Origin of the sequence: Clostridium culturomicium (genome assembly GCF_000821305.1) — a bacterium.
In the GTDB taxonomy this organism is placed as follows: Bacteria; Bacillota; Clostridia; order Clostridiales; family Clostridiaceae; genus Clostridium_J; species Clostridium_J culturomicium.
In genome coordinates, this window is record NZ_CCXK01000016.1 from 200,219 (window position 1) to 217,565 (window position 17,347).

Annotated in this window: 11 protein-coding genes, 1 riboswitch and 1 other annotated feature; all 11 genes read right to left on the minus strand. The window is 31.0% G+C overall.

Annotation, left to right across the window (positions count from 1 at the left end; all coding sequences use genetic code 11):
• Window positions 1-168: 168 nt before the first annotated feature.
• The 11 genes from BN1075_RS10425 to BN1075_RS10475 all read right to left on the minus strand — a co-directional run bounded on the left by BN1075_RS10425 (window position 169) and on the right by BN1075_RS10475 (window position 17,305).
• Window positions 169-6,636, minus strand: coding sequence for an NPCBM/NEW2 domain-containing protein (locus BN1075_RS10425; protein ID WP_040193086.1), 6,468 nt, complete (start codon window positions 6,634-6,636; stop codon window positions 169-171).
• A 296-nt stretch (window positions 6,637-6,932) separates the two neighbouring features.
• A riboswitch (cyclic di-GMP riboswitch) is annotated at window positions 6,933-7,005 on the minus strand.
• A 205-nt stretch (window positions 7,006-7,210) separates the two neighbouring features.
• On the minus strand, window positions 7,211-7,588 hold the full coding sequence (locus tag BN1075_RS10430) for a PH domain-containing protein (protein WP_040193088.1): 378 nt from the start codon (window positions 7,586-7,588) through the stop codon (window positions 7,211-7,213).
• Window positions 7,589-7,733: 145 nt separating this feature from the next.
• Window positions 7,734-8,423: a metallophosphoesterase gene (locus tag BN1075_RS10435; protein WP_040193089.1), complete on the minus strand. Its 690-nt coding sequence runs from the start codon at window positions 8,421-8,423 to the stop codon at window positions 7,734-7,736.
• A 354-nt stretch (window positions 8,424-8,777) separates the two neighbouring features.
• Window positions 8,778-10,004 (minus strand): tyrosine--tRNA ligase, encoded by a 1,227-nt coding sequence (gene tyrS / locus BN1075_RS10440; protein ID WP_040193090.1) that lies wholly within the window; start codon window positions 10,002-10,004, stop codon window positions 8,778-8,780.
• Window positions 10,005-10,114: 110 nt separating this feature from the next.
• Window positions 10,115-10,336 (minus strand) — a binding site (T-box leader).
• A 67-nt stretch (window positions 10,337-10,403) separates the two neighbouring features.
• Window positions 10,404-10,814, minus strand: coding sequence for a hypothetical protein (locus BN1075_RS10445; protein WP_040193091.1), 411 nt, complete (start codon window positions 10,812-10,814; stop codon window positions 10,404-10,406).
• Between the two features lie 303 nt (window positions 10,815-11,117).
• Window positions 11,118-11,522 (minus strand): zinc ribbon domain-containing protein, encoded by a 405-nt coding sequence (locus BN1075_RS10450; protein WP_235777782.1) that lies wholly within the window; start codon window positions 11,520-11,522, stop codon window positions 11,118-11,120.
• A 186-nt stretch (window positions 11,523-11,708) separates the two neighbouring features.
• Window positions 11,709-11,912, minus strand: coding sequence for a heavy-metal-associated domain-containing protein (locus tag BN1075_RS10455; protein WP_040193092.1), 204 nt, complete (start codon window positions 11,910-11,912; stop codon window positions 11,709-11,711).
• Window positions 11,913-11,961: 49 nt separating this feature from the next.
• Window positions 11,962-14,397: a heavy metal translocating P-type ATPase gene (locus tag BN1075_RS10460; RefSeq protein ID WP_040193094.1), complete on the minus strand. Its 2,436-nt coding sequence runs from the start codon at window positions 14,395-14,397 to the stop codon at window positions 11,962-11,964.
• A 12-nt stretch (window positions 14,398-14,409) separates the two neighbouring features.
• Window positions 14,410-14,679: a metal-sensing transcriptional repressor gene (locus BN1075_RS10465; protein ID WP_040193095.1), complete on the minus strand. Its 270-nt coding sequence runs from the start codon at window positions 14,677-14,679 to the stop codon at window positions 14,410-14,412.
• Window positions 14,680-14,947: 268 nt separating this feature from the next.
• Window positions 14,948-16,543 (minus strand): peptide chain release factor 3, encoded by a 1,596-nt coding sequence (locus BN1075_RS10470; protein ID WP_040193096.1) that lies wholly within the window; start codon window positions 16,541-16,543, stop codon window positions 14,948-14,950.
• 222 nt (window positions 16,544-16,765) lie between these two features.
• Window positions 16,766-17,305, minus strand: coding sequence for a hypothetical protein (locus tag BN1075_RS10475; protein WP_040193097.1), 540 nt, complete (start codon window positions 17,303-17,305; stop codon window positions 16,766-16,768).
• Between the last annotated feature and the right edge of the window lie 42 nt (window positions 17,306-17,347).

Here is a 17,347-nt window from a genome sequence, read left to right on the forward strand (position 1 = left end):
TATTTCCTTTTATTACGCCATAAACTTTGTGTCTTCACCCTCAACCTAGGTTTAATGCTAAGAATAGAAAGTATAATCTTATTCCTAGCTTGGTTGCTATCCTCTTCATTGTAACAAAATCCCTTCTTAGATTAAATCTTTATAATCTAAGAAGGGATTTTATATCAATTATTTTACATCAAACATATAAAGTGATTGAGTTAAGAAATTATCTTGCTCATCTTCATATACTAAATATATACTATGAACATATTTATCAAAGTTTGAAATATCAAAAGAAATAACTCCATTTTCATCTACTAATTCATCTAAAGTTAAATTAATAGCTTCAGTACTTCTATTACTTCTTATAACTATTTCTTTTGGTGCTAACCTTTCACCATTTCTGTTTAATACTTTATAATCTAAAGTTATTTTATTATCTTTTGCATATAGCATACCTTCTGTTATTATTTGAAGTTCTGCATTTAAATTAGTTAATTTTTTAAGGTTTTTAAGTGGTGATAAATCTTTAATTTCGTTATATGATACATCTAATGATTCTAAGTTTTTAGCATATTCTAAGCCTTCTAAACTTGAAATCCATTTGCTTGAAGCATCTAACTTTGTTAATTTATACATATCACCTATAGTTATATTATCACTTGCTAAGTTAAGCTCTTTCTTAATAATATCTTTAAGAGCTTCATCTTTGATAGTTATAACTTCATTTAGATCTACATATTCCTCTAACTTAGATATTGACTCATTTAATTCTGAAACCATTGAATTTATCTCAGCTTGATTGCTTATTTTATCTGTAAGCATAATCTCAGCTTTATTTAAAGCTTCTTCAAGTACCTTAAATGATTCTTCAGTATAATCATCTCTCACGTACTTCTTAGCTTCATTCACTAATGATTCTAATTCTTCATAATTACCTTGTACATCTTTTGCAAAATGAAGTTTAGTATCTCCCCATGTAGCGTGATCTGAACCAATTCCATTTCCACCATCAGTTACTACAAGTTTTAATTCCTTAGCTCCATTTATATCAACTTCTACATATTTCATAGGAGTTTTTCCAGTCATTAACCCACTGTCAAACTTCTTTTCACCATCTACATATACTTCAAAGGTAACTGATCCTACCGAATTAAACATTTGTCTATCTACACCAACATATGAGCTGAAGTATCCATAATCTTTATCTGTTAAATCATATGTTATGGTTGAAGTTGCATGGGATCCTATACCTCTTTCAAAAGATACTTCATTACCATCTTCATTAGTTAATCTTAAAGCTTTACCACTTGCTGATATATCCTTTTTCGGAGCAGCATAACTATTTTGAGTAGCTTTCCAATCATAATCACTTAGATATTTATAATCATTCATATCAACTACTGCTATAGTTCTAGTTTTAGCTACTTCATTACCATCATTATCAGTTACAGTATAAGTAATTGGATATTTTCCTGTTTTGTTGAAGTTTACTTTACCTGTCACTTCAACCTTTTCAGTTATATCTCCATCTTCAGCATCTATTGCACTAAATTCTTCATTTAAATCTATTTCTTGTCCAAGCTTAGTTGATACTGATGTTGGTATAGTTAATTTTGGTTTTGCATTTGTAGTATATACTTTAGTATCTCCCCATGAAGCAAAATCTCCAAGACCATTTCCATCTGCATCATTTGCTACTAACTTAAGTTCTTTTACTCCAGTAACATCTAGATTTACAAGTTCTGCTTCTGTATCTCTTCTTATTACATCTGAAGTATAAACTTCCTCTCCATCTGCAAATATTTTAAATATTATAGTAGTTCTATTGTCATCGTAGTTTTTATCAGTACCTACATATGTTGAGAGATTAGTGTAATTCCCATCTAAGTTATATACTATTTCTGCATTTGTTGCAGCTCCTATACCTTTATCAAATTCCTTTATTTCACCGTTAACCTTAAGCTTTATTTTGCTAGTTGAATTAACTGCTGAATCTTTATTTACAGTTTTCCATCCTGATACCGCTGATTCCCATTCCATATCAGATAAATAATCACTTTCACTATAAACTACAACTTTTCTGTCTTTAGTTGTAATATTATTATCACTATCAGTTATAGTGTAAGTTATAGTATATTCTCCTGACTTTTCTATATTAAAATTATTACTATTAACCTTAATATTTTCGGTTATATTACCATCTTCCCTATCATTTGCAGTAACACCTGACGTTAAATCAAAATCACTGTTTAATTTAACATAAGAAACTTCTTCCTCTACATTTATAACAGGTTTTATATTATTTTTAATAAACTTAGCATCTGCCCATACTGAATGGTCATATGTGTTTCCGCTAATCTTAGCATCTGTTGTAATAAGTTTTACTTCCTTAGCTTCACTTACATTAACTCTCGCATATCCAGAATCTGTATCATGTTTAAATACTTCACTATCGAACTTCTTCTCTCCATCTACCCATACTTCAAAAGTAACTGAGGCTGCAGTATTTTTTGCCCATTGATCCACCCCTATGTAACTCTCGAAATATTCATAGCCTTTACCTTCAATATTATAAACTACTTCAGAATTTGCATGAGCTCCTATGCCTTTATTATAAGTAAATTCACTTCCATTTCTTAAGAAAGTAATAGTTCCACCTCTAATAGATTTATCTTTTGTTAGTGAACCTGACCCAACTTTTGAAGATACCTCTTGTAAGTCTGATGCATAATCATATGAGCTTACTACTTTAACATCTACAACTTTTTCTACTTCAATACCTTCATCACTTACTGCATACTTAACTTCATATACACCTTTTTTGCTTGTATCTACATTATGTGTAACCTTAACCTTAGAAGTTATATCATTTCCTTCATGGTCTAATACTTTTATATAATCCATAGGATCAAACTCTTCTCCTAATGATAAAGTCATATTATCTTGTTTAATGCTCATACTTGGTGTAAATGAATTTACCACAGCAGATTTTCCTATTCCTAAGTTAAGATCATAAGGTATTACTTCATACCTAGAATTCTTAGTTCTATCTGCATTAGTATCTATAAATGTATTTGTTGAAGTAAATCCTATTAACTCACCATCTCTAAATATTTCATATCCTAGTAAATCTGATTTAGCATTTTCACTTATATTAAATGTTAACTTAACTCCATTTTCTACTCTATTAAGTGAAAGATCTAAACTAGTATCCTCTTCAAATCCATTTCCTTTATAATTAGCCTTACTATTATTTAGATACCATATCTTTTTATCTAGTTTTGGATAATTACTAGTTTCCACTCTAGTTTCCTCATTAACCTCAAAGCCGTGTCTTGCAAAGTATTCGCTTAAGTCTTCACCTACTACTTCTGATGAGAATTTAACTAAATATTGCATCTTAACATTATCAGGATTTTCTTTTCCTAGGTCAACATTTCTTTCTCTATACAGTTTATTTAATTCACCCCAATAACCTGGCTTATACATTTCTAGCTGCCAAAATACAGCTAAATTTTCTGCAAGTCCACCTTCTGAATACTTATTAGAATTTTCACTTATAACATTCTTATAAACTTCATTTTCATATGGTATTCTATTATCTATCTTATTGTAATATGCAGACATATACATAGGTAGCATATTATTTGTAACTTCACCATATAATCTCGCATTTACATCCATTCTATGACCTATCTCATGATCTAATCCCCAACCTGGCTCACCAACTAGTAAGCTTGTCATTACATCACTTTGTACTCCTATATGATTTGTGTATGCATACATATATCCATAAGGTTGTGCTAGTCTAACATTTTCTCTTATATATTTAGGATCATTTTGCTCATTGCTACCATCTAGTCCATAGTATTTAAAAAGCTCTTTCATATGATTATTGTAACGATTTACTGTACCTAGTGGATTTGCACCTTGTTCTATATATGCTTTATATGCTCCTGATGCAGTACCTGTCCACACTATATGGTCACTTACAAACTCGAAGATATCTAATACTTCTCTATCTAAAACATTAGGATTTTTAGCTATATCTTCGTCAATTGCTTTCTTATAGTCTATCAAATAGTTTTTAAATTCTTCTACATCAGTATCAGCTGTTAAATATGGATACTTCTCTCCACCTGAGGCAAATCTTATAACTGGGACTTTAGATTGCTCTTCTAGAGTATACGGATTTACTATATATATTGATCCACCTCTAGTTACATCATGTTTATACCAACTATCTATCGCTACTTCAGGAACAGTTATCACATTCTTACCTGGCTTTAAATTCACTGTTCTCATCCAGTTAGCAAAACTTCCTTCTTGCTGTGCAAATGCTAAACTTGGCATTGGCTCACTTGGATCTGCATCTACATAAACTATTATCTCTTCACCTGGTTTTGCAGCTACACCTGTTGGTTGATTATTATTACCAAATCCAAACTTTAAGTTTTTATTAGCATGAGCTACCATATTTCCATGTTGCTCTGCTTCAATAACTTTTACAGTTTCTAGCTCACCATTAAGTATTTTATTTGCTATTTCAAATGATTCTTTAAATGAATCTTCTAAAGGATGTCCCTTAGCTTCATTTTCTAAAGCTTGTAACTTATCAATAGTATTAAATTCCTCTGATAATTTATTCATTAATCCATTTGTAAATAAACTATCAACCTTATCACTTATAGCATCTTGCTTATAGAATTCTATTTCTGATAATGTAGCCCAGTTTTGATCTGAATTTTTAAATTTAAATTTCACTCTTTTAAACTTAGTTGGATTAAACTTTGCTTCAACTAATCCAGATACTTTGTTATGACTACCAGTAGTTACAAGTTGATATGTATCTCCCTTAGATGTTGTAGAACCATATATTTCAAACTCTTTAGCAAATCCTTTGTTATCAGATTTTCTTGCTCCGTATACTATTCTATTTAATTCTACAGCTTCAATAAATTCTACTTCTACCTCATTTGTAAACTCACTTGTATTTCCTTTGTTAGTTTCCCAATAAGTATTTAAATCTCCATCTATAGCATTTATTATCACTGCAGTTGAATAATGACCTGCATTATTTCTAATGCTCTTTATATTATTGTTATCCATTTTAAATAAACTTGAATATTCTTCATTAGAATAATGTTCAAATTGTCTTGTCTTTGCTGTTATAGCTTCTATTTTTTGCTCATTTAACAATTCTCTAGCATTTTCTAAGTTTTCTTTGAAAATCTCATAAAACGGATGTTTTTTTACTTCTTCCTCTAATGCATTTATTTTATCTGTAGTATTAAATTCTTCACTAACCGTGCTCATTGTGTTATCTGTAAATAACCTATCAAACTTATCACTTATAGCGTCTTCTTTATAAAATCTAAATTCAGCCACAAATGGTCTGTTTATATTAGCTTTTACAAACTTAAACTTTATTCTTTTAAATTTAGTTGGCTCAAACTTAAACTCTAAGAAGTCATTTGTGCTTTTTGCACTTCCTCTTGCTACTAGTTGGAACGTATCCCCATTCGTTGTTTCTGAACCGTATATTTCAAATTCTTCTGGGAACCCTTTTCTATTATCTCTTGCTAAAAATGCTATTCTATTTAACACTTCAGGCTTGTCTAATGTAAATATTACTTCATTAGTAAAATCTTCATTATTATTAGTTTTTGTTTCCCAATGTGTATCTGGATTATCATCTAACATATATTCTAACTTAGTAGTTGGATAAACTCCTCCATTTGCACTTACGTTAGTTATGTTATCATTTGGCATTCTGTAAAGCTCACTATATTCAGCATCTTTTTCATTATGATAAGCTTCTAATCTTGAAACTTTTGCAGTTGTGGGTTCAATTTTATTTCCTTGTAAAAGTATTTTTGCATCTTCTAAAGAAATTTTATAATCTTCATAGAGTGGATGCTCTTTAACTTCTTCTAAAGCATTTAACTTATCTATACTATTAAATTCTTCGTTAACCTTACTCATTGTATCATCAGTAAATAAGTTCTTAATTTTTTCACTTACTTTATCTTCTTTATAGAACATAAATTCTGATGCTGAAGCCCAGTCTTGATTAGCTTTTATAAATTTAAACTTTATTCTCTTAAATTGAGTCGGATTAAATTTAATCTCTACTGTATCCCCAGTTGAGCCCTTATATTCACCAGTACTTACTAAAGTAAAATCGTCTCCTTCATCAGTAAGTGATCCGTAAATTTCTACCTCCTCGGCGAAGCCTTTACCTTTAGCCGATGATTGTCTTGCTGCATATACTATTCTGTTTAAAGTAGTTATTTCATTTAATTTAAAAACAACCTCATTTGTAAACTCAGCCTTATTTGGGTTTCCTGTCTCCCAATGGGTACTAAAATCTTCATCTATAGCTTTATCAATAGTTGAAGAACCATATTTCCCACCATTATTAGTTATTGATTCAATATTGGAGTTATCCATTTTGAACATTTGATTATAAGCATCTATATTACTGTGGTTTGATAACTCAAACTTACTTATAGTTGCTTTAGTGGATTTCTCTTTTACTATGGAAGTTTCACTTCTTAACATTTCATCTGCGAAAACCTCAATTGATGTTGCAGAAAAATTAATAATTACTGTGGCTGCCATTATGGCTGCTATTTTTCTTTTATTCATTTTTACCCCCTAATTATTATTTCCCGTAGAGTTACATTAAAAAAAGCTACTCAAAAAGAGCAGCTTTATATTATTCTTTTGAATTTAATATTTTACATAATTAATAGACGTAACAATACTAATTCATTTTGAAACAAAAAGTATAATGTACTCTTTGGCAACTGGCTGACATAGTTATCAAGTAATTCTTAGCTTCAGATGGAGTTTCCTTAAAATGAATATCTTACTCTTGTCTAAAACTTAGAAGAACTTATCCATACAGTAGCAATGCTTAGCTCCCATGGAGTGTTAGCAATGATAGCAACTAGATAAACCTTAGTCCCTATAGCTTTGCGTCTCTAGATTTCTCTAAATTTGCCTATTTAATTTTAATTATATATGAATAATATCATTATCCTATAATAATTTCAATATATTTCAAAATAATTTTAATTCTATATTATATTTTTGTTAAAGCTATCACAAATGCTCCATAGATAAATTAATAAAGAAACGCATATAAAAATAAGGTGTGTATTCTCATATTAAAATGAGAGTTCACACCTTATTTCTACTTTAAATATTAAAATTCAACTTATTTACAACAATACTCTGCTAACAGTGCTTGAACCTCATAAATATTACATCCACTTCCAAAAGTTTTTTCAATTGGCATTGACATACCTGAAATATGAATTTTAAGCTCTGCATCTAAGTCAAAATGTCCTGCTGTTTCCACCTTAAAGTTAGTTATTGCTCTATAAGGTATTGAATGATATTCAACCTTCTTACCAGTCATCCCTTGCTTATCAATGATAATTAATCTTTTGTTAGTAAAAATCATCATGTCTCTTATAAGCTTAAAGGCTTTCTCAATCTGCTCATTAGAACCTAATAATCTACCATAGTCATCTTGAATTTTATTTACGTTCACCTCTGATGCATTGCCCATAACGCCACTAAATAATCCCATTCCCATTACTCCTTTTAATATTTATGTAAAATGAAAGATTAAAGCTGAACACTAAGGTTGAAATTCCTTTGAAGTTTCTATATCTTTTATTATCTATAGAAACTCTTTCTTCAATCTATCATTTTTCATTTTTCACTTAATATAATTACTCCATAATTTTTATAGGATTAAAATGAATATAATCACATGAAGTTAATATATACTCCACCCCATTATGTTCGCCCTCAAACACATTGGCAAGGCCCCATCCATGAAGATGTCCGTAAATAACTTTTTCCACACCATATTCCTCAAATAACTGTGTAAACTCATTATCTAACTGATTTGGTACTATCGGTGGGTAATGAATCATAACCATAATTTTTTCATATCCAGCCTTTACCGCTGTATCTAAAGAAAGCTTTAAACGAATTAATTCTCTATCATAAATTTTTTGATCATGTTCATTAAATTTAGGATTGTTCTTTAATATCCAGCCTCTGCTTCCACATACTGCGTAATCTCCATAGGTAAAGAAATTATTTTGAATAAACTTCATTCCTTCAAACATAGAGTTTAATTTATTAATACTAGTCCACCAATAATCATGATTTCCTCTTACGAAGAACTTTTTTCCTGGCAGCTTATTTATATATTCTAAATCCTCAATTCCATGTTCCATTTTCATTGACCATGAAATATCGCCTGCTATTAAAACCGTATCTTCTTCTGTTATCTTCCCCAGCCAATTATCCTTTATCTTCTCATGGTGATTGCTCCACTTCTCACCAAAGATGTCCATAGGTTTTTCTCCTGAAGATGCCAAATGAAGATCCGCAATTGCATATAATGCCATTATATCACCTACTATTTTTAATTTACTTAGAAACTCCTTCTGTGTCTATTCTAAGGAGTACTCTACTGACTTAAGCTCCAGTAACTAAATCAAAAATTTAGTCCTTCACTTACTAATATTGACCAAAACTCGTCCTATAATAACTAGTTATCTATATAATCATAAATAATTCTAAATCTGGTATCAAGAAAATATGTCTCTTAAACTATACCATAAGTGAGCACCCAAATCTATGATTTGGATTGTCGAACTTACTCCTTCGAATGCATATGAGAAGGAGTTTCATTTAAAATAAGGAGTATGCCAAAGCCTACTCCTTATTCTTTAAATTTATTTACATTTTATTTCAAAATACTAAGCTATAACTAACTTATAGTATTTTTTCTTACCTCTTTTTATAAGAGCATAACCATCTTTTTCAACATAGCTCTCATTGAAGGTAGCATTTACATCATCAATTTTTATATCGTTAATTGTAAGTCCACCCTGCTCAATTAATCTTCTACCCTCTTTTTTAGATGGTACAATTCCAGTTGAAGCAATAATATCTAAAATAGATCCATCCTTCATATCTACACTTATTTCAACAGTTGGAACGTTACTCATATCAGCTCCACCACTGAATAAAGCTTCTGCAGCCTTCTTAGCTTTTTCTGCTTCTTCTTCTCCGTGGATAAGCTTTGTAACCTCAAATGCTAGAACCTTTTTAGCTTCATTGATCTGAGAACCTTCTAAAGCTACAAGTCTTCTTACTTCATCCATTGGAACGAAAGTTAAAAGTCTTAAGCACTTATCAACGTCTGCATCATCAACATTTCTCCAGTATTGGTAGAAATCAAATGGTGAGAACTTTTCTGGATCAAGCCATACAGCTCCACCAGCAGTCTTACCCATTTTTTGTCCATCACTCTTAGTAAGAAGTGTACAAGTCATACCGTAAGCTGACTTTCCTTCTTTTCTTCTTATTAAGTCCATACCTGCTAAAATGTTAGACCATTGGTCATCTCCACCTAACTCCATTGTGCAGTTGTGCTTCTGATTCAATACTAAGAAATCATATCCTTGCATTAACATGTAATTGAACTCAAGGAATGATAATCCTTTCTCTAATCTTTGCTTAAAACATTCAGCAGTAAGCATTTTATTAACTGAAAAATGAACTCCTATGTCTCTTATGAAGTCAACGTAGTTTAAGTTTAAAAGCCAATCAGCATTGTTCTCTAATATTGCTTTTCCATCACTAAAATCTATTAATTTTGATAACTGTTTCTTAATACAAGCTATATTGTGATCGATGTCTTCCTTTGTTAACATCTTTCTCATATCAGTTCTTCCTGATGGGTCTCCAATCATGGCAGTTCCTCCACCAACTAGCGCTATTGGTCTGTGACCAGCCTGTTGCATGTGTGCCATAAACATCATAGCAATGAAGTGTCCAACGTGAAGGCTATCTGCCGTTGGATCAAATCCTATATAGAAAGTTACCTTTTCCTTTCCAAGTATTTCTCTCATTTCCTCTTCATGTGTAAGTTGCTTTAAAAAGCCACGCTCTTTTAACACATCATAAACATTATTACTCATAATACCCTCCTAATTCTTCTTATGCTTACTTATATACCTTATGGTATCTTTTCTTAAGCATTTTATTACCTAATCTTATTTCAATAAAAAAAGCCCCTAGTATATAAAATACTAGGGACGAAAATATCGTGGTACCACCCAAATTTCAAAACTAAAATTAAATAATTAATTTTAATTTCCTCTTCCTTAATAACGTTAGGAACCCGTAACAGCCTACTATTATTTCAGCCTAAGACTCAAAAATGTATTTCACTAAGTCCTTTACTGATTCACACCACCCATCAGCTCTCTTTAAAATTCTCCTAGATACTTCTTTTTATCATCGTCTTTAAAATATTATATTTTAAATACATATTACTATCAAAGCAACTACTTTGCAAGGGAAAATAAAAATTTTCTTCAAACAACATATTTCTTAATAGTATCAGGTATGCTATTTTCTTTCCAACTAATGTTCACATAGAAATCAATTTTAAACTTTTCTGATAAGTAATCTAACTTATTTAGTATTTCATTAATATCATGCTGGTCCCTACACACATCGCTCAAAACTCCATCAATAAATATGCTTTCAACATCATAATCCTTGGAAATTATTCCGCAGATAAATCCATAAAAATCAGTATAGTTGTGAATGTTAAAATCTGTAGAACATATAAACCTAATTTGCTTATCAACCTTCAATAACATCTTATTGTCATCATCAATGTATACCATATTGCCCTTGCACTCATTTACTTTAGAGTTTGCTAAGTTTATTAATGCTTTTGTTTTTCCAGAGCCTTTTTCTTTACAAAATACTTGAATCATTTTAAACGCCCCCAAACTTTTTATTAATAAAATACAATAAGTTTAATTAATTTAATTATACAATATTTAAAATATTTTTCAATATTCTGATAAATTAAATTAATTGCTATATTAAATTTAAAATATATGATTGATTTTCTAAACTTAATACTGTGTAAAGAAAATCTTCTTACTCATATATATGAAAATCACTGGTTAATATCACCCCTTTTTAGATAATTTAATCTTATTGCATTTCATATTCTAATTACTACCCTGTAAAGTTTATTTTAATCACTTTAAATTAGTCAATTAACATTTAATTTACATCTTATTACCACAATAAGGACAGTATTTATATTTATTATCAATACTAGCTCCACAACTTTGGCAAATTATCTTATCCTCAGTTGCATCACTACCATAATTATTTTTAACTTCTTCTAAATCCCAATAAGTTAACTCTTCCCCCATGCCTTTTTCAAAATTTCCTCCCTTTTCAGAAGAAATTCTAAATATATTTCTACAGCTATTACACTTTAAATAATACTCCTCATTCCATTTTATTATTGGAATAAAGAAAAAATGAAAACATTGAAAAGTTTTATATAATTTGCCTGATGAAATTCCTTCACAATTTTTACACTGCACTTGATTAACTTCACATATTTCCTTTTGTTTATTTTCAATTCCAAAAACACCTATGAAAAACATATATTTCACCTTCATTATATTTATTTCAATTATATTCTCTATTATTGTATACTTAATTAATAAATTAATAAAATTATTAAAACAAAATAAAGATGCTTTAATTAAAAGCATCTTTATTTACTTATAAATTAAATTTGGACTTTAAATCTATAAGTGTTATCTATTACTAACCCAAAAGAAGGTTATTATCTTTATTCTATCCTATTCAATTCCAACTACATCGTAGCCTTCATCTTCAATTACTTCCTTTAAAACTGAATTGTCAATCTCAGTTTCCACTAAAGCATACTTTTCTGCAAGGTTAACTTCTAGTAATGAAACACCTTCCATCTCTTCTAATGCATTTCTAACATGACCTACACAGTTATTACATTTCATTCCCTCAATTAATATTTTCTTTTTCATTTTTATTCCTCCTATAATTTTACTAATATTTATTATTAATTTTTATATATTAAGCTTTAAATCTTCTAAGCCTTAGAGCATTAGTAAGTACTGATACTGAGCTTAAACTCATAGCACCAGCTGCTATCATTGGATTTAAAAGTGGTCCTCCAAAAATGTGTAATACACCCATTGCAACTGGAATTCCTAGCACGTTATATCCAAAGGCCCAGAATAAGTTTTGTTTTATATTTCTAATGGTTGCTTTACTTAATTTAACTGCTGTAATAACATCCATTAAATCACTTCTCATTAAAACTATATCTGCTGATTCAATTGCAACGTCTGTTCCTGAACCTATAGCTATTCCTATATCCGCTTGCGCAAGAGCTGGAGCATCATTAATACCATCTCCAACCATAGCTACCTTATCGCCATTTGCTTGAAGCTTTTTAACTTCGTTAGATTTATCCTCTGGAAGAACTTCAGATAGAACAATATCTATTCCAACCTGCTTTGCAATAGCATCTGCTGTTCTTTTATTATCTCCAGTTATCATAGCAACCTTAATACCCATTTCATGTAAAGTTTCTATAGCTTTTTTACTGCTAGGCTTTACAGTATCAGCAACTGCTATAATTCCTGCAAGTTTTCCATCAATAGCTACATACATTGGAGTTTTTCCCTCTGATGCTAAAGTATCTGATTTTTCGCCTAGATGTTCTATATCAATTTTTTCTCTTGTCATTAATTTTTTATTTCCTAGGAAAATATCTTTCCCATCAATAATAACTTCTATCCCATGGCCTGGGATTGCATTAAACTTTTCTATAGACTTAAGACTTAATCCCCTTGCTTCTGCACCTTTTACTATAGCTTCTCCTAGTGGATGTTCTGATCCTTTTTCAGCACTAGCTGCTAAAGCAAGAATCTCATCTTCTGAATATCCATCAGTTACAACATCTGTAACAACCGGCTTTCCTTCAGTTATTGTTCCTGTTTTATCAAACACAATAGTTTTAAGCTGGTGAGTAACTTCTAAGGCCTCTCCACCTTTAATTAAAACTCCATTTTCTGCACCCTTTCCTGTTCCAACCATAATTGCTGTTGGAGTTGCAAGTCCAAGGGCACATGGACATGCTATTACAAGGACTGCTATAAATATTGTCATGGCAAACTCTGGTGATTCACCCGCAATTAACCATCCTACTGTTGCTAATATTGCTAATCCTATAACTATCGGTACAAAATATGCTGAAATAACATCTGCAAGTTTTGCTATTGGTGCTTTGGAACCTTGTGCATCTTCCACAAGTTTTATTATTTGAGCAAGGGCTGTATCTTTCCCAACCTTTGTAGCCTTATATTTGATAAAGCCTGTTTTATTGATACTTGCTCCAATAACTTTGCTTCCCACAGTTTTTTCTACTGGTAAGCTTTCACCTGTAAGCATTGATTCATCAATAGCTGTACTTCCTTCTATAACTTCTCCGTCAACTGGAAGTTTCTCCCCTGGTTTAACTAAAACTATATCTCCTGCCACTACTTCATCTAATGGTACTTCTATTTCATTGCCATCTCTTATGATTCTAGCAGTCTTTGGAGCTAATCCCATAAGTGCTTTTATAGCTTGAGATGTCTTTCCCTTTGAAACAGCTTCTAAATATTTTCCTAGAGTAATAAGAGCTAGAATAACCGCTGCTGACTCAAAGTATAAGTGCATAGCGTATCCATGGTCTCCGCCTTGAATTTTATATATTGCAAATATCCCATATACAAAAGCTGCTAGTGTTCCTATTGCTATAAGTGAATCCATATTTGGACTTAATCTGAAAAGATTTTTAATTCCAATTTTGTAAAACTTATATCCTATTAGCATTACTGGTACAGTTAATACTAGTTGAACTAGAGCAAAATTAAGTGGACTTATCATTGGATCTAAAACCGCTGGAAGAGGCATCCCTACCATATGACCCATACTTATTATTAAAAGTGGAATTGCAAATACTAAAGACCATATAAATCTCATCAACAAGGTATGAGCTTCATCTTTCTTTTTTTCTTTTCCCTCATCAACCTTTTCTTCTTCTCTTATAAGTTTATATCCAGCCTTCTCAACTGCCGCCTTTACATCTCCGTAACTAACTTCATCCTCATTCATTACTATTGTAAGCTTCTCTGTAGCAAAATTAACTGAGGAACTCTCTACCCCTGATAATTTTTTTGTGACTCTCTCTACCCTATTAGCACATGCCGAACAAGTCATTCCTTCTACTTTGAAATTATGAAGTTTCATATTTTTCTTTACTCCATATCCAGCCTTTGTAACTGCACCAACTATATTGTCAGCTCCAACCTTTCCATTATCATATTTAACAGTCAAGGTTTCCGTTGCAAAGTTAACTACTGAGCTTTCAACTCCATCTAATTTTTTAACTGCTCTTTCTACTCTATTAGCGCAAGCTGAGCAAGTCATCCCTTCTATTTTAAAAGATTTATTCTCCATTTTATCACCTTCTTATTTACATATAATTTTTTCTAATATGCTATTTATTTCTTTAATTTTGGCATCAGCATTATTATCGCTAGTACAAGCTTCCTTCACACAATGATTTAAATGTCCTTTAAGAACCTCTAAGTTAGCTTTCTTTACAAGTGATTGAGATGCCAAAATCTGATTAGATACATCTATGCAATATCTATCTTCTTCAATCATTTTTATGATTCCATCAATCTGACCTCTAGCTGTTTTCAATAGCTGAAGTGCTTTTTTTCTTTCTTCGCTCATTTCTACCTCCTACTCCCCTCCCCTGGGGGGGGTGTATCTTTATATTAATCCTCATTTTCCATTTTGTCAACACAAATATAAAAAATTTAATAATAAGTATTTTCCTTTAGCTTTCCCGAAAAAATGAAAAATAGAAGTAAGTTAAATGAAACTCACTCCTAACAAATAGAGAATAATATAAAAAAACATCATTCCATATCCTCTTAATTTATTTCAAAATTAAAAAGGCATGTAGTATAATCCTACTACATGCCTAAAAATCTATAACTTATTCACCTTTTCCAATATTAGAAAGCACTAAGCCTTTATTGTGATCTAAAGCCCAACTGATACCCCAATCATTTTGGAATATGATAAGGTCTCTGTCTCTAAAGTCTTTTACTATTTTAGAATCACTAGTAATACTTAAATCTTCAGCTTTACCTTCTAATGCTTCAATCCATCTAATATTTCTAAATGGAAGCATCTCCATTTTGATGTCAACATTGTACTCATTCTTTAATCTGAACTCAAGAACCTCAAACTGAAGAACTCCAACAACTCCAACGATAATCTGCTCTGTTCCAATATAAAGTTCTTTAAATACCTGAATAGCTCCCTCTTGCGCAATTTGAGTTACCCCTTTAATAAACTGCTTTCTCTTCATAGTATCAACAGCTTTAACTCTAGCAAAATGTTCTGGAGCAAAGATTGGTATTCCTTCAAACTTAAACTTCTTACTTGGTGAGCAAAGAGTATCCCCTATACTGAATATACCTGGATCAAATACACCTATAATATCTCCAGCATAAGCATTATCCACAATTTCTCTATCCTGTGCTAAGAACTGCTGAGGCTGAGCTAGTTTAATTTTATTCCCACCTTGAACGTGGAATACTTCCATTCCCTTCTCAAATTGCCCTGAACATATTCTCATAAATGCTATTCTATCTCTGTGAGCTTTATTCATATTTGCTTGAATTTTAAATACGAAAGCTGAGAAGTTATCTTCCTTTGGGTCAATTTCCCCTATATCTGAATTTCTTCCTAATGGTGATGTTGTAAGCTTTAAGAAGCTTTCAAGGAAGGGTTCTACTCCGAAGTTAGTTAAAGCACTTCCAAAGAATACTGGAGTAAGATCTCCTACTCTAACCTTCTCTTCATCAAACTCATCTCCAGCTATATCAAGTAATTCTATATCTTCGAGTAGCTTTTCATAAAGACTATCAGTAATAGCTTCCCTAGCTGTAGCTTCATCATCTAAATCTATAATTGTTTCACTAACCTCTACTTGGCCGTGGTCACCAGCTTTGAATATATGAATTTGTCTATGTTCTCTGTCATAAACCCCTTTAAAGTGCATACCAGTTCCTATTGGCCAATTAATTGGATATGACTTTATTCCAAGCTCATTTTCAATCTCTTCCATTAATTCAAAAGGATCTCTAGTTTCTCTATCCATCTTATTTACAAATGTAAATATAGGAATATCTCTCATACTAGCTACATGGAATAACTTTCTTGTTTGATCCTCTACCCCTTTTGCTCCATCGATAACCATTACCGCACTATCTGCCGCCATAAGAGTTCTATAAGTATCCTCACTAAAATCTTGGTGTCCAGGAGTATCAAGGATATTGATGCAATATCCCTCATATTCAAACTGCATTACAGAAGAAGTAACGGAAATTCCTCTCTTCTTCTCAATTTCCATCCAGTCAGATACAGCATGTTTTGAAGTTTTTCTTGCTTTAACAGAACCTGCAAGTCTTATTGCTCCTCCATATAAAAGCAACTTCTCAGTAAGTGTTGTTTTACCAGCATCTGGGTGAGATATAATTGCAAAGGTTCTTCTTTTTTCTATTTCATTTATATAATCAGCCATTTATAATTAACTCCTTTATCAAATTAACATCTATAATTAAGAATCCATATTATTATTTCTCTTTTTTACACAATTTATATAATAACATAATATAACTTATAAACACAAATAATATTATAAAAAATTTATTAATACAAAATTAAAGCAGCAAGGTTTTGTTTCTTGCTGCTTTTCAATCTTTAAAATATATAAAAATTTAAATTAAGTAAATATAATTCCTCTTTAGCTAACTGCATAATTTCTTAACAATCCAGTATAAACAACATGTCCATTCTCTAAGTTATCAAAATCCTCTGGTTTAATTAATGAAACTGGTTTATCAAACTCAACCACTTTTCCTTCTTTAAGCACATGAGCCACAAATTGTGAACATACAAAACGATATCGTCTTTCATGTGGTATATGAAGCATAATAGCCAGAATTCCTAAAAAACTGTACTTATATTTATCATACTCACTGTTAAATCCATCAATTATTTTTTTCACTTCATTATACTCTTCTTCAGTAACGGTAAGTTCATATACTCTGCAGGTTGTTTTATCATACATCTTAAATATCCCGCCATCAATTTCTTCCTTAACAAACCCAGGGAAGAATGGAAAATAGCTTGTTCTACGTCCAAAGCTGTACAATTCCCTTAAATCTTTATCTAGGGCAATGGATGTGTGATTATAATTATATCCAGTATAAAACTTTATAAGCCTTGAAAAGTATGTGCCAGTCTGGCTAAGCATTACGTATATTTTTTTCCCGTTCTCCATAACATCACCCCCCAATGTATCAAGTAAATCATTAATATATTA

What these genes read in the sequence shown, in the direction of transcription:
- BN1075_RS10425 (WP_040193086.1), bottom strand. Translation starts at nt 6,636, where the DNA reads ATGAATAAAAGAAAAATAGCAGCCATAATGGCAGCCACAGTAATTATT.
- BN1075_RS10430 (WP_040193088.1), bottom strand. Translation starts at nt 7,588, where the DNA reads ATGGGATTATTTAGTGGCGTTATGGGCAATGCATCAGAGGTGAACGTA.
- BN1075_RS10435 (WP_040193089.1), bottom strand. Translation starts at nt 8,423, where the DNA reads ATGGCATTATATGCAATTGCGGATCTTCATTTGGCATCTTCAGGAGAA.
- tyrS (WP_040193090.1), bottom strand. Translation starts at nt 10,004, where the DNA reads ATGAGTAATAATGTTTATGATGTGTTAAAAGAGCGTGGCTTTTTAAAG.
- BN1075_RS10445 (WP_040193091.1), bottom strand. Translation starts at nt 10,814, where the DNA reads ATGATTCAAGTATTTTGTAAAGAAAAAGGCTCTGGAAAAACAAAAGCA.
- BN1075_RS10450 (WP_235777782.1), bottom strand. Translation starts at nt 11,522, where the DNA reads ATGAAGGTGAAATATATGTTTTTCATAGGTGTTTTTGGAATTGAAAAT.
- BN1075_RS10455 (WP_040193092.1), bottom strand. Translation starts at nt 11,912, where the DNA reads ATGAAAAAGAAAATATTAATTGAGGGAATGAAATGTAATAACTGTGTA.
- BN1075_RS10460 (WP_040193094.1), bottom strand. Translation starts at nt 14,397, where the DNA reads ATGGAGAATAAATCTTTTAAAATAGAAGGGATGACTTGCTCAGCTTGC.
- BN1075_RS10465 (WP_040193095.1), bottom strand. Translation starts at nt 14,679, where the DNA reads ATGAGCGAAGAAAGAAAAAAAGCACTTCAGCTATTGAAAACAGCTAGA.
- BN1075_RS10470 (WP_040193096.1), bottom strand. Translation starts at nt 16,543, where the DNA reads ATGGCTGATTATATAAATGAAATAGAAAAAAGAAGAACCTTTGCAATT.
- BN1075_RS10475 (WP_040193097.1), bottom strand. Translation starts at nt 17,305, where the DNA reads ATGGAGAACGGGAAAAAAATATACGTAATGCTTAGCCAGACTGGCACA.